Genomic DNA, 12,011 nt, shown 5'->3' on the forward strand with positions numbered 1-12,011 from the left:
TGCTGAGGTATTGCCTCTGCGCTTTCGAGCTCAACATCTTTTGAAAGGACGTAAGCCATGCGTGCTATCCAGAACACCGCTTTCGGCGACCCCGTCGAGACGCTAAAGCTCATTGACCTTCCGGAGCCGGCCAGCCCCGGCCCGGATGAAGTCCTGATCGCGATGGAGTATGCCCCCATCAACGGCAATGACCTGGCCGTCATCACCAATCGTTTCGCCTACTCGACTCCACTGCCCTCGATCGTCGGCAACGAAGGCGTCGGGCGCGTTCTGCAGGTCGGCTCGAACGTCTCCAACGTGAAGGTCGGCGACCGCGTGTTGCCCCCTCTTTACGCGCTGACCTGGCGCGAGCGACTGACGATCCCGGCCAAGGGGCTGTTTGCGCTGCCTGTCAACGTCGATCCGCGTCAACTGGCCATGCTGCGCATCAATCCTCCCACGGCCGTACTTCTGCTCGGGCGCTTCGTTAACCTAAAGGAAGGCGACTGGGTCGTGCAAAACGCGGCTAACTCCGGCATCGGCCGCACGGTGATCGCGTTGGCGAAGAAGCGTGGCCTGCGAACCATCAACTTCGTACGTCGTCGGGAACTGGTCAAGGAACTGGAAGAAGCTGGTGGTGACGTCGTTCTCGTCGATGAGCCGGACGCCATCGACAAGGCCAGGACCGCGGCCGGTGCGGGCAACGTCCGTCTGGCCATCGATGGCCTGAGCGGTTCGGCTGCGGTGCGCCTGATCGACGTGCTGTCGCAAAACGGTACGCTGGTGAGCTATGCGTTCACAAGCGGCGAGCTGGTTACGCCGCTCAAGGTCGTGGATCTGCATCTGCGCGGCATCGTCGTACGCGGCATATACATCGACCTTCCGGAATACCAGCCGTACATCATGGACGCAATCAAGGAGTCTGCCGAACTGATGGCGCGCAGCGAGCTTGACCTGCCTGTGGCTGCCGTGTATCCGCTTGCGGATTACCAAAAGGCCGTCGTTCACGCAATCAAGGGTGGCAAGGTGCTGCTCGACCTGCGCTCATCGAATTGACCGAGCTGTTCTCCCGAGCGCCATGCTCCTGCACGAGCATGGCTTAGTTGACTCACATTGCCGCTGAGGTGTTGAAATGAAGATTGGTTTTATTGGAGCCGGCGCTGTAGCACAGTCCATCGCCAGGAGCGCCGTTCAAGCACGCCATGAGGTTGTCATGAGCGCACGTCGTGGGCCACAGGCTTTGGGCAATATCGTGGCCGGGCTCGGTCCGAACGCGTCGGCAGATACGGTCCAGGAGGTGGCGCGGCTCGAGCTGGTCATGCTCGCCGTTCCATGGCTTCAAGTCCCGTCGGCGCTGGATGGGCTGCCCAATTGGGCAGGTCGCATTTTGGTGGATACCACCAACCCTTTTACGCAATATGAGCCTGAGCTGGTTCTGGCCGACCTGGGAGACACGGGTGCCAGCGAGGTCGTCGCGGCACACGCGCCGGGCGCGCGCGTCGTCAAGGCGTTCAATGCCATCCGCATGGAGCACTACGACAAGGGCCCGAAATTTCATGAGGGAAAGCGCGTCATCTTCGTCTCCGGTGACGACAAGGACGCAAAGGCGGTGGTGATCGGTCTCGTCAAGGCGTTTGGCTACGCAGCAGTGGATCTTGGCGGCCTGGTTGCAGGCGGTCGCATGCAGCAACCCGGTGGCCCGATTGCTGGCCTCGACTGGGTCGTCGCATAGGATTTCAAGGTATGCAAATCAATGTCGAACAGGCGATAGAAATTTGGGACGTAGAGGTGGGGGCCACGCGCAAGCCACGTTTCAGTTGCGACCTGCGTGTTCAACAGCGCAGCGCTGCTCGTCGCCGTTCCGGTCTGAAGAGTGCCGAGCGGGTCGACAATGCAGGTTTTCTCGGTGCTGCCATGTCAACGTTGTAACGGCGGAACCGTCAAGGGAGGCAAAAAAGCTGCCGGCACAGGTAACGGCCGACGGTGGTCATATCGAGCTACCGTCCTCGGTACTCGGCCGGTTGCGGGTTGAGCAGAGCAACAGAAACGCAAGCTAACAGACTGAGAGCACTGAATCGATGTTCCGAAACGTTCCAAGTCTGCAACTTCGGCGTGCCCCTGGTTGCATGGAATAATTCCATAGCGAATGCTCTTGGCCTCGGGGATTCTTGCCATCAATCAGTGCCATGGGCGCCAATGAGAAGACTAGCGGTCCGCCTTGGACCGATCGGCGAGCACTCGCCGCTGAACTTTTAGATGCGGGACACAGCGTTAAGACCATCGCGCAGCAGCTTGGGCTTAGCCCGGCCACAGCAAGGCGATACCATACGATCTTCAAGTCCGGCGGCAAGAGCGCATTGATGCACATTGGTGATGTCGGAAGGCGTAGAAGACTCTCATCCGAAGGCCTGAGTTGGCTCGTAGCCGCGATTAAGCACTCTCCAACGATCCACGGATTTTCAAGCTCGCGCTGGACCAATGAGGCAGTGGGCGAGCTCATTGAGCGTCACTTTCAAGTCCGGTATTCGCGTTCCCATATCAATGCCCTGATACGCGAGCTCGGATTGCGGGACCGTGTGCATTGAGCTGCCAAGAAGGGCGATAGGAAAACGCTCACCGAGGATTGCCAATGAACTCTTCGAAAATGTCCATATTCGGCCACAAGCCGCCGTTCGAGCGGACCGTTGTGAGGACACTCAAAGGTCTGCTTCACCCCGCACAGCGACATTCGCGAGGCCAGGTGACTGCAGCACGTCAACCGCCGAGCCGCACGCGAGAGATGCACGAGTCCTGCTCCGAAGAACGGCGCCATTCTTGGCCAGTTACCGGTCAAGGTGCTTACGGATTTCCACGGAGTTTGAGCAATGCGGCCTGATCGCGCCGCACGCTTTGCACCAGCGGCTGGAGAGCAGCTTTCGCGGCGGCGTCGTTCAAACGATTCTCGTCAACCACGCTCGCCGTCAACTGCAGAACCTTTGAGATGTCGCCAAAGTAGGCAAGGAGATTCGTTCGCAGTTTCCACTCGGGAGAATCGTACGGCACCTGCACCGCGACAATCAAACCATAAAGCTTCCCACATTCAGGCAGCAGCGTAGCGCGAATCCGGTCGGCAAGCGCTGCACGGTCATCGGCCGTTAGGGGCGTGCGCGACAACGCTTGTGAGAAGGCTTTCAAGTCGGAAGAAAAACGCAGTTCGAGCGCGTTCGACTCGCGCGTCACCATGGCGAATTGCAGTAATTCCTGACGGTCCGGCCGCGTTGCCAGCACTGCGAGCACCCACGTCAATCCGACTGCGAGCCCACACGCAAAAATCATCGCGGTACCCAGTGCCATCGTTCGTTGCAAGCGCGACTCGCGTGATGCCTCAGTTGGTGGTGCGAGCAGGAGGCCGAGCACAAACCCACCGAGCAATCCACCAAGGTGGGCACCGCTGTCTATCCCGTGATGCGTAAAGCCGTATATCAGGTTGTAAACAATGAACACCGCCGTGAACCTGGAGTGCTGCAGGACAAAGACGCGCGGTACGGTGCCCGAATACCGCACGAGGTATGCAAGTATTGCGCCAAGTACGCCGAATATTGCACCGGAGGCGCCCGCACTGTGAATGCCTGGATGCCACAGGAGGCTCGCCTGGCTTCCGGTCAGTCCCGCGAATACATAGACCGCGAGAAATCGTCCACTGCCGTAGAGTCGCTCGGCGAGGCGTCCGCATTGGGCGAGCACAATCATGTTCCAAACGATGTGCCACAACCCTAGATGAACGAACATTGCGGTAAGGAGCCGCCACCACTGGCCGCCCTGCGTATACGGCCCAAAGTTGCTGCCCGCCGTAATCAGGACGTCTGGCTTGATGTGCAAAAGCTGTGCGCTTCGCGTTGCCGTCACGGCGAATACCAACGAGGTAATTGCTATGATCGTCCAGGTAGCCCACGTATGCGGAGCGCGCCTGTCGATGCTTTTGAGGAAAATCTGCCGTTCGCGAGCTTCAGTGGCATACGTGCGCGTAGTCTGATCCGGCAATGCCGTCACGAGCAACGCAGCATCGGAGCGATTGCGAGTTCGAAGAATGACGGGTTCCAGTTCGCCTGGTCCATTCAAAAGGTCGAACTGCACGATCCGCCCTTCGGCCCTAACGTTGTAGATATCTGTACGCCTCAACGTCAATTCATGGCGAAGCGCAGATCGCAGCAAGCGGGCGACCGCGGTATTGATTGTAACAACGTCATCAGTTACGCGAATCTCGCCCTTGCTTTCAAACGATCTTGCGCGTACGACGCCCCAGCCCTTTCGCAGGCGAGAACCCAGTGCTACTGGCTGGATCAGGCGGACCGTAGAATGGCTAGCCGCCTCTTGCGGTCGGACCTCGACGAATTCCCCGTTCGGCTCTATGTGGCTCATGATTGGCTCGTAATGTTCACCATACGCAACTCGTAGGGCGCGGGTCGTTGCTTTCTTGATTCCGTTGGGAGGGCATGCCGCGAAATTTCAAAACATACGCTGACCAAGGTTTTTCCTTGCTTTGCGCTTTCGGCTGCGTGACAACTATGTCTTACGATTCCTGATGGCGCAGTAGATACCGTCTGTGTGTTGTCGTTCGGTACGCCAACACACAAAATCCGAAATATGTGCACCGACTTTCTCAAATGCCGCACGGCCGAAGCGGAGCCCTCATTCCTGTTTTTTTGAGTGGTTAAAAATGCGCAAACGTGAAGCGATGCTGACTTGTGTTTAAGAGCGGGCGCGGAGCAGGCTGGATAGGAAGTCGCGACATATTGGCATGCGGCCAGACATGATTTCAATGACGGTCGCACTCTGGAAACTGACGCAGGAGTTACCGGCGCTATTCGGCCTTGGCCGACGGTAACGGCACGGATCAACGAACGACGCTTTCCGGAGTCATTACGTGTACGGTACGCAAGCGGCTTGCGATTGTGTTTCCCATCTCGCGCCCGCATGATTCGACCCTGGCCTCCGTCGTTATCAGGCCTGCCAGGCAGGTAGGCCCCGACAACTGCACGCGATACACAGCCCTGGAAGTGATCTGAGTCTGAAATTTTCCCGGATCGGATGCGGCGTCGATGGTCCTTACGGAAACGTTGGTGATGTCGACTTGCCAGACGGCTTCAATTGGTCGCCCACGGGTCGAAGTGACTGAGACAGTGTGCAGCCGCATGATCTGGCTGGGCTTGGTCGAGATGACCGCCTTCGCGATCTCGTCCTGCAATTGCATTGCATCCGTCGTGACAAGCGAGACCGGGATGCTTCCCGCACTGTCTCGCAGCGTCTCTCCCATTGCGTTGATGTATAGCCGACCGTAATGACCGAATTGCGCGTTCGAGAACGCTGAGCCGTCGACAGCAATCAAAAGGCTCCGCACTTTGGCAACTTCTCCTGGTGCTCTGCTTTCTTGCAGAATTTCCGGCTGCGCACAACCTGCGATCAGTATTGCGGCGACTGATACTGCAAACAGTTTTGCGTGTTTCATGTGATTGACTCTATCGAAATCGAATGAAATGCGCGTGCCGTGCGGCGTGATGAGGAGCCCGCCCCCAACGAGCCCCCCGGAGCGGAACCTCAAATTGATTACGGCAATGTGGCTGGAAACTTGAAGACACCAAATTGACGTCTCCGGCAGCTACTTCAGTAGCTGCCCCTTGTACCGCCTCTCCGTGCAAAGGACGAAAGGCAGCGGTCGACCCGGCAAGGATGGTTGTCGGCTAGACAGTGGAAGCTGCCGCTGGGGTCGCGATGCTCCAATTGACCGGTTCGGGTCGGGCAGCGACCACTGCCCGACGACACACTGGATCTCCCTTCAATTGGAAGGAGATCGTCATGGAAAGGCAAAATGGTCGGGCCGGAAACCGTGTGCCGTGGAACAAGGGCAAGCTCACTGGCCAGAAGCCGCCGTTGAAGCTTCCAGAAATCTGGGCTATTCGGACCAGGCTACAGATGTCTTCGAACGTTCGCGAGCTGGCTATGTTCAATCTCGCGATTGATAGCAAACTTCGGGCATGCGATCTGACGAGGCTGCCGATGCAAGATATCTGCCAGGGCTCGCACGTCGGAACTCGGGCAATGGTCATGCAGCAGAAAACACAACGACCCGTTCAGTTCGAGATCACGGAGCAAACTCGTCAAAGCATCGAAGTCTGGATCAAGACCCGGGATTTGAAGTCCGCTGACTATCTGTTTCCGAGTCGACTCCACGCTTCACCGCACATCTCTACGCGACAATACGCTCGGATGGTCCACCGATGGATCGCCTCCATTGGACTTGACGATACTGCGTACGGCACGCACACGATGCGCCGCACAAAGGCTTCGTTGATCTACCTGCGGACGAAGAACCTGCGGGCGGTACAGCTGTTGCTCGGACACACGAAGCTGGAAAGCACGGTTCGCTACCTCGGCATTGAAGTCGACGATGCCCTCGAGATGGCGGAACAGACCGAAGTATGACGACGTGAAGGCCGGCGAGCGGTCGCTTGCCGGCCAGTTTGAGTCATTCGACAGAGCCGTCAAGATCGCCAACAATCCTTCGGCCAGAACCTGATAACGAGTGGCTCAAATTCCGCCCAATCTCCCGCTAGCTGGCCAATAAAGTCCCCATCGACTCGGTTACTCATCCGCTGAGAATTTGATGCTCACAGCTCCAGAAGCATCTCGCTTGCGAAGGCGAACTGTTTGCTCGGTCATGGCGGTACGATTAATTGAGATGCGAACCTTAAGAGTGCGATCTCCGTCCCATGTAATTTCTGGCGACGGACTATGGTCGGCGAACGAATCGCATTCGCTTCCTGAGTACACCTCGTACGATTGCGTATCGTGCACATCGACTAAATTGGTCCCAACGGGCACGACGAGAATGGCTTGGCGGCAATATGGTGAAAGGCCTCCGCCACCCGCCCACGTTTGAATGACCGCGCGATACTCATCATTTGGCGATCGTACCTCGCGAACATCCGGCACCTCTGCGACTCCTGTATTGCGAAAAGCAATATGTACCAGCCAAGAGGCGACCTGGAATGCGCCGATAAGCACGAGTACAACGACGCACGCGCGTTTTAATAGAGCTAGTGGTCGCGTCATAAGATGGCAATTCGTTCTGGTTTTGGGAACAGAATCGATCGTACCCCAACAGTTCTTGCAGTCAAATCAGGAATGTTCGATGTGCCACGCTGACTGGTACGATTCGGTGAACGGCAGTTTCGTGCCTGTGCCAATGTCTCTTGTGGGTCGTGAAGACTCATTCGACGGCGGTGAGAGCTGCTGACATCTCACCACTGCGCTGGTGTGTGCGTTGATGTGCGCCCCATGGCTGTTCGTTGGATTGACTACTTGTCCCGCTCATCGCGCAACCTCAGTCGCGCCGCTTCGATGGATTGGTGCAGCTTGGCCTCGAGCGTCTCACGCGGAGGCAGCACGGTCAGATACTCCGCGACATGGATGCCGCTTTTGCCCAGCTCCAGCAATTCGATCTGCTCCTGCTTCTTTCCGGCGCACAGGATGATACCGATAGGCGGTTGCTCGTCCGGCTCCTGCTCATGCCTGGCCAACCAGCGCAGATAGAGCTCCATCTGGCTCTTGTACTCGGCCTTGAACGCGCCGAGCTTCAGTTCGATTGCGACGAGGCGTCTCAGCTTCCGGTTATAGAACAGCAGGTCCAGATAAAAGTCGTCATCATCGATCAGCAGGCGCTTCTGCCGGGCCACGAAGGTGAAGCCCGCGCCCAGTTCGAGCAGGAACTGCTCCATTTCCCGAAGGATCGCGTCTTCGAGGTCCCGTTCGAGATAGCGGTCGTTCAACCCGAGGAAATCGAGGAGGTAGGGGTCCTTGAGCACGAGGTCGGGCGTCACCTGCTGCGCATCCCTTAATTGCGAAAGCTCCTGCTGGATCACTTCCGCAGGTTTGCGCGAGAGCGCACTGCGTTCAAACAGCATCGAGTGGATTCGCTCCTGGAGCTGACGCGACGACCAGCGTTCAAGCCGGCAGAGTTCAATGTAGAAGTCGCGCTTGAGTGAGTCGTCGATGTACATCAGCGTCTTCAACTGCGTCCAACTCAATTCTCTCCGCGCTGCGGAGAAAATTGCCTCGTCAGGAAAAATCTCTGCCGCCCGAAGGCAATGACGCAACTGTTGGGCACTCCAGCCGCGCCCGTATTCGGCTGTCAGCCTGCCGGCCAGCGTCGAAATAACCTGCTGTCCATAACCCGCCCGCTCTCCGCCCAGCACGTCATCCCGGATACGGCGGCCAATTTTCCAGTACAGCTGGGACAGTTCTGCGTTCACCGCAGCGGCCGCGCGCGCCCGTGCGCCGGCGATCAGCGAACTGACGTCCTCAAACAGCGAATTGGGGAGCAACTGTGTCATGGGTGGAGCCCGGTGTATCGGTCGGCACAAACGGGCACGTTACCGCAAACCTGGTCCATCCGGAACTCCCCGCCCGGGCGAGGCCAGATTCTCTCCGCAGTGCGGAGAGAATTTGCCTCCGCCCCCGGCAGCGACGTTCTTCGCAACGCATTGCGCCATCAACAGTCGCCCCGTCAATCGCCTCAGCAGCCAGCGCGGGCGGTCACGGATCAATTTTCCGGCTGATACAGAAACCGCATATCTGATAACCCGGATAATCACGGCGGGACGGGCGAACAAGGCCGCCCCGTACAACAGCAACCGTCACAGCGTAGTCCAAACAGGCAAATATGCGTAGTCTGACTACTTTTGACATATCCTCCCGACTGTAAGAAGTCCGTCCCGGCCGGCCTGGCAAACCTCGCACCGACGGGATACGGGCACGCAGCGAACCCGCAACCCGGGCGCTTGCCCCGGAGTGCCACGTGCGCGGCCACCCCGACGCGGCCGGCATGCGCGCCGGCAGCCAGCGCTCTTCGTGAGAGAACGCGACGGCGCACGCCCTGCACGCCCTGCACGCCCTGCACGCCCTGCACGCCGGCATTATGGTCGGGTCGTCTCATCAGGTGTTGACTGCGCTCGGGTTCAGCATGAGGAACTTCGTCCGCGCACGGTCGGCGAAGGGTGCGGCGCCGGCGCGCGGTATCGGTAGGTGCCGAAATGGCGGTCGTTGCACTCGTGCTAGGATTTCCCCGACAAGGGAGGAAAAGCGATGGCAGTGCACGCTATAACGGCGGTTCGGATGGACGGGAATTCGCAAAGGGTCACACACGTGCTTTGGGGGCAGGTGTCAGTGAGCGGGGAGCAATTTGAGGTCGCGCCGCACGCATCGCCTGTCATCGAAGTGGTAAAGGCGCTGGCCAGGGGCGACACCGTCGTAACAGTCTTTCCGCTGGATGGACAGCGCGTCGCTGGTCCAGAGGTCCGACGCGTCGTCGACGAGGCCGGACGCGAAGGCATCGAAATGGTGGTCGCTGATTCCGATGCGGGCCGAGCGCTCGCGGACCTGCCACGGCTTGATCACGAATAGAGCGCTCATCGGGTCGGCTCTATCGGGCGGAGTTTGACCACCCGCACCGACGAACTGACGCCGAGAAGTTTCAACAGGCTCGCGCGCGTCGGCATCGTCTGAACACGCGGGGGCTTGTCCTGCGTTCCCCCGTGAGGCAGTGAGCGCCTGGGCGGCGACGGTCCTCCTCGAACTGTTGCGCCGGCGCGGGGCGATGATCCTCGACAGCCGACGGAGTTCAGGCTGCTGCCGCCTGATGCGTCGCGTCGTGCTGATCGCCACCCAAGATATCGACTAGATTGGCCAACATCCGCCCCAATTCACCCGTCATCAGCGTGACATCTGACTCGAAGCGTTCGTCGTCGTTTTGCGCGGTGGGATCCGCCGCCTCCTTGATCACGTCGAGCGGTGTGACACGCTTGATCGTCAGCGACGGCGTCAGTACGAAGGAGACCCGGTCGTCCCAGGTCATCGCGAGGCGCATGCATTGTTTGCTGGCTTCGATGTGCCGGCGCATGTCGTTCGCTTCGAGCGCGTGGCCGACGTATCGCACCGTGGCGCCGCCTTCGCCGCTCGAGCGCAACTCGGCGTCCTGGTCCACGGTGAAGCCACCCGGAGCCTCGCCGGACATCAGCCAATCCGTCATCGCGGCGACCGGCGAAAGCGCCACGCGAACGCCAGCGAGCGGCAACTGATCGATCGATTTCACGAGCAGGCCGCGAACGTCGTCGGCAAGAGCCTGCGCAGCCGCATCGATGACAAGCCAGCCATTCGCCGTATCGATCCAAACGCGGGTATCGCGCCGAATGGTGAACGCGCGCGGCAGCAGTTCATCGGTAACCTGCTCCTTGAGTTCACGCAGCTGTTTTCGCCCCAGCTTGAAGCCCTGCTGCTCCTCGACCTCAAGCGCCCGGGCCTTGGTCACCTGATTGACGACCGACGCCGGAAGCAGCCTCTTTTCGGCACGAAACACGAGAAGCATCTGCCGGTTGGTCGAATACACGAGCGAGCCGTCGTCGCGCGGCGATGCCCATCCGAAGCTCTGCATCTCGACGCTGTTGCCCGGCTGAAACCTGTGGGGCGTCAGCCATTTTTCCATCTGATCGGGGGTAACGGCCCAAGGTGCCGGAAGACGATGAAGCTGAAGATTTTTGAACCACATGGGAGTACGGGCAAAGCGCACCATTCTAGATGACGGCGACACTTCCCGGCCAGGAACGGACCTTCGACATCGGGGCCAAGATCGTCGACAATCCTGCCATCGACGGCAGCGCAACGGCGTTTAAGCTATCTCCTGCAATCTCTTCGCGCTGAGGACAGCGGGGTCGAGATTAGCGTTTCGAACGATGATATCCAATGATTGTTTCGGGAGCAGCGATGAAGGCGACAAGATCGACAGGTCGGCATGTAGGTTTTCTGTTCGTATTGGCTTTCGCTGTGATTGCGATTTGCAGTGCCGCAACAAGTAAAATATACGAGGTGTTTCTTCCAATAGATGCAAGTAGGTCCGGGTCATCGGTAAGTACAGACGTCCAAGTAACCGAGGGGCGTCTCTATATTTTTTACCTCATATTTCACTACAAAAACGAGGAACAGCGAAAGCGCCTCGCGGTATTGGTGGGGGATGGTGGTCGATTGGCTACTGGCGAGTATGCACATCCTGGGATAGTACAGTCTGTCCATTTGACACTGACGACCACCGCAGAAAGCGCGTCGATTGATGTCGACAGAAACGTTCAGGGTATTGCTGCGCACGAGCTAGGCGCTAACCTTAGCGGAGCATATGATCGCAAGATCTATGCTGGGGTTTTGCGGCCGGGGCTTTACCACATGAAAATCACGATCCTTCAGGGGAAGCGGGAGTTCGAAGATTTTGAATCTGCCATTTCCGTTGGCGTTCAACCATTTACGCGTATGCCCTCCAATTAGGAGTTGGCTATGAAATCGTATGTGCGACTCAACAGAATCGTGCGCACCCGCTCGCCAAGGCACAAGCTGACCGTACGATAACTGAACGGCCGCTTTGTGCAAATTCGAATGACGGCAACGGGTCGGCATGCGACCTCTGCAATCAGGTGCATGCGGCCAGACGTCGCCAGCTTGGGAAAAGGCATAATGTCTGGGCAGGGACAATCGCGATGTCGACTGGGCGTGCCCTGCCGGGAGGCATGTATGCTCGGTACTGCGGAATTCGTCGCTACGCTGACTTGCGCGGTTTTTGCTGGCGCTGCAATCTACATCAGTCTTGTCGAGCATCCTGCCCGGATGCAATGCGACACCAGGACGGCTGCGACGGTTTGGGCGCCAAGCTACGCCCGCGCGACGATGATGCAGGCGCCACTCGCCGTTCTAAGCTGCAGCGCCGGCATTGTGGCGTGGTCGCTCGGCGCAGGAATAATCTGGCTGATCGGCGCTCTGCTGATAGGCAGTGTCGTGCCCTTCACATTGATCGTCATCAGGCCCACCAACGCGCAACTATTAATGCAAGGGCGTGATCTCACGTCGGCTGAAACGCGGACGTTACTTGAGAAGTGGGGCCGACTCCACGCAGTTCGCAGCGTGCTGAGCCTTGCTGCATCTCTGCTCTTTCTAGCGACCATTTTGAAAGTCTGATA

At 58.6% G+C, this 12,011-nt stretch carries 12 protein-coding genes; 7 read left to right on the top strand and 5 right to left on the bottom strand.

All coding sequences use genetic code 11. The annotated features are described in order from the left end of the window. Positions 1–57: 57 nt before the first annotated feature. The 4 genes from EYW47_RS26970 (at position 58) to EYW47_RS42705 (ending at position 2,564) form a co-directional block, all read left to right on the top strand. The gene (locus tag EYW47_RS26970; RefSeq protein ID WP_133197900.1) at positions 58–1,035 is read left to right on the top strand and encodes a zinc-dependent alcohol dehydrogenase family protein; all 978 of its coding nucleotides are present in this window, start codon (positions 58–60) and stop codon (positions 1,033–1,035) included. Between the two features lie 76 nt (positions 1,036–1,111). After that, entirely contained in the window at positions 1,112–1,711 is a 600-nt protein-coding gene (locus EYW47_RS26975; RefSeq protein WP_133197901.1) for an NADPH-dependent F420 reductase, read from the top strand. Between the two features lie 11 nt (positions 1,712–1,722). Next, a complete protein-coding gene (locus tag EYW47_RS26980; RefSeq protein ID WP_133197902.1) occupies positions 1,723–1,908 on the top strand; it encodes a hypothetical protein in 186 nt (61 codons plus the stop codon). A gap of 257 nt (positions 1,909–2,165) precedes the next feature. Beyond that, entirely contained in the window at positions 2,166–2,564 is a 399-nt protein-coding gene (locus tag EYW47_RS42705) for a helix-turn-helix domain-containing protein (RefSeq protein ID WP_133197903.1), read from the top strand. Between the two features lie 253 nt (positions 2,565–2,817). On the opposite strand, the gene EYW47_RS26990 is transcribed toward EYW47_RS42705, so the two are convergent. After that, entirely contained in the window at positions 2,818–4,377 is a 1,560-nt protein-coding gene (locus tag EYW47_RS26990) for a rhomboid family intramembrane serine protease (protein WP_133197904.1), read from the bottom strand. A 475-nt stretch (positions 4,378–4,852) separates the two neighbouring features. Further along, a complete protein-coding gene (locus EYW47_RS26995; RefSeq protein ID WP_133197905.1) occupies positions 4,853–5,464 on the bottom strand; it encodes a hypothetical protein in 612 nt (203 codons plus the stop codon). A gap of 347 nt (positions 5,465–5,811) precedes the next feature. Between EYW47_RS26995 and EYW47_RS27000 the strand changes: the two genes are divergently transcribed. Next, entirely contained in the window at positions 5,812–6,438 is a 627-nt protein-coding gene (locus tag EYW47_RS27000; RefSeq protein ID WP_133197906.1) for a tyrosine-type recombinase/integrase, read from the top strand. 875 nt (positions 6,439–7,313) lie between these two features. On the opposite strand, the gene EYW47_RS27005 is transcribed toward EYW47_RS27000, so the two are convergent. The 3 genes from EYW47_RS27005 to EYW47_RS27015 all read right to left on the bottom strand — a co-directional run bounded on the left by EYW47_RS27005 (position 7,314) and on the right by EYW47_RS27015 (position 10,558). Further along, complete coding sequence (locus EYW47_RS27005; RefSeq protein WP_133197907.1) at positions 7,314–8,348, bottom strand: PDDEXK nuclease domain-containing protein; 1,035 nt, start codon at positions 8,346–8,348, stop codon at positions 7,314–7,316. Positions 8,349–9,177: 829 nt separating this feature from the next. Further along, complete coding sequence (locus EYW47_RS27010; protein ID WP_133197908.1) at positions 9,178–9,426, bottom strand: hypothetical protein; 249 nt, start codon at positions 9,424–9,426, stop codon at positions 9,178–9,180. 208 nt (positions 9,427–9,634) lie between these two features. Next, the gene (locus EYW47_RS27015) at positions 9,635–10,558 is read right to left on the bottom strand and encodes a recombination-associated protein RdgC (RefSeq protein ID WP_133197909.1); all 924 of its coding nucleotides are present in this window, start codon (positions 10,556–10,558) and stop codon (positions 9,635–9,637) included. A gap of 215 nt (positions 10,559–10,773) precedes the next feature. On the opposite strand from EYW47_RS27015, the gene EYW47_RS27020 reads away from it, so the two are divergent. Together EYW47_RS27020 and EYW47_RS27025 are read left to right on the top strand one after the other, a co-directional pair. Then, positions 10,774–11,325, top strand: a complete 552-nt coding sequence (locus EYW47_RS27020; protein WP_133197910.1) for a DUF5625 family protein — start codon at positions 10,774–10,776, stop codon at positions 11,323–11,325. Positions 11,326–11,568: 243 nt separating this feature from the next. After that, positions 11,569–12,009, top strand: a complete 441-nt coding sequence (locus EYW47_RS27025) for an anthrone oxygenase family protein (RefSeq protein ID WP_165976684.1) — start codon at positions 11,569–11,571, stop codon at positions 12,007–12,009. Positions 12,010–12,011: the final 2 nt, after the last annotated feature.

This window comes from Paraburkholderia silviterrae, from assembly GCF_004353915.1.
Taxonomy (GTDB): Bacteria; Pseudomonadota; Gammaproteobacteria; order Burkholderiales; family Burkholderiaceae; genus Paraburkholderia; species Paraburkholderia silviterrae.

Bases quoted from the DNA above. Each gene is read 5' to 3' on its own strand.
- EYW47_RS26990 (WP_133197904.1), bottom strand. From the start codon at position 4,377: ATGAGCCACATAGAGCCGAACGGGGAATTCGTCGAGGTCCGACCGCAA.
- EYW47_RS27000 (WP_133197906.1), top strand. From the start codon at position 5,812: ATGGAAAGGCAAAATGGTCGGGCCGGAAACCGTGTGCCGTGGAACAAG.
- EYW47_RS26975 (WP_133197901.1), top strand. From the start codon at position 1,112: ATGAAGATTGGTTTTATTGGAGCCGGCGCTGTAGCACAGTCCATCGCC.
- EYW47_RS26995 (WP_133197905.1), bottom strand. From the start codon at position 5,464: ATGAAACACGCAAAACTGTTTGCAGTATCAGTCGCCGCAATACTGATC.
- EYW47_RS27005 (WP_133197907.1), bottom strand. From the start codon at position 8,348: ATGACACAGTTGCTCCCCAATTCGCTGTTTGAGGACGTCAGTTCGCTG.
- EYW47_RS26970 (WP_133197900.1), top strand. From the start codon at position 58: ATGCGTGCTATCCAGAACACCGCTTTCGGCGACCCCGTCGAGACGCTA.
- EYW47_RS27020 (WP_133197910.1), top strand. From the start codon at position 10,774: ATGAAGGCGACAAGATCGACAGGTCGGCATGTAGGTTTTCTGTTCGTA.
- EYW47_RS26980 (WP_133197902.1), top strand. From the start codon at position 1,723: ATGCAAATCAATGTCGAACAGGCGATAGAAATTTGGGACGTAGAGGTG.
- EYW47_RS27010 (WP_133197908.1), bottom strand. From the start codon at position 9,426: ATGAGCGCTCTATTCGTGATCAAGCCGTGGCAGGTCCGCGAGCGCTCG.
- EYW47_RS27015 (WP_133197909.1), bottom strand. From the start codon at position 10,558: ATGTGGTTCAAAAATCTTCAGCTTCATCGTCTTCCGGCACCTTGGGCC.
- EYW47_RS27025 (WP_165976684.1), top strand. From the start codon at position 11,569: ATGCTCGGTACTGCGGAATTCGTCGCTACGCTGACTTGCGCGGTTTTT.
- EYW47_RS42705 (WP_133197903.1), top strand. From the start codon at position 2,166: ATGGGCGCCAATGAGAAGACTAGCGGTCCGCCTTGGACCGATCGGCGA.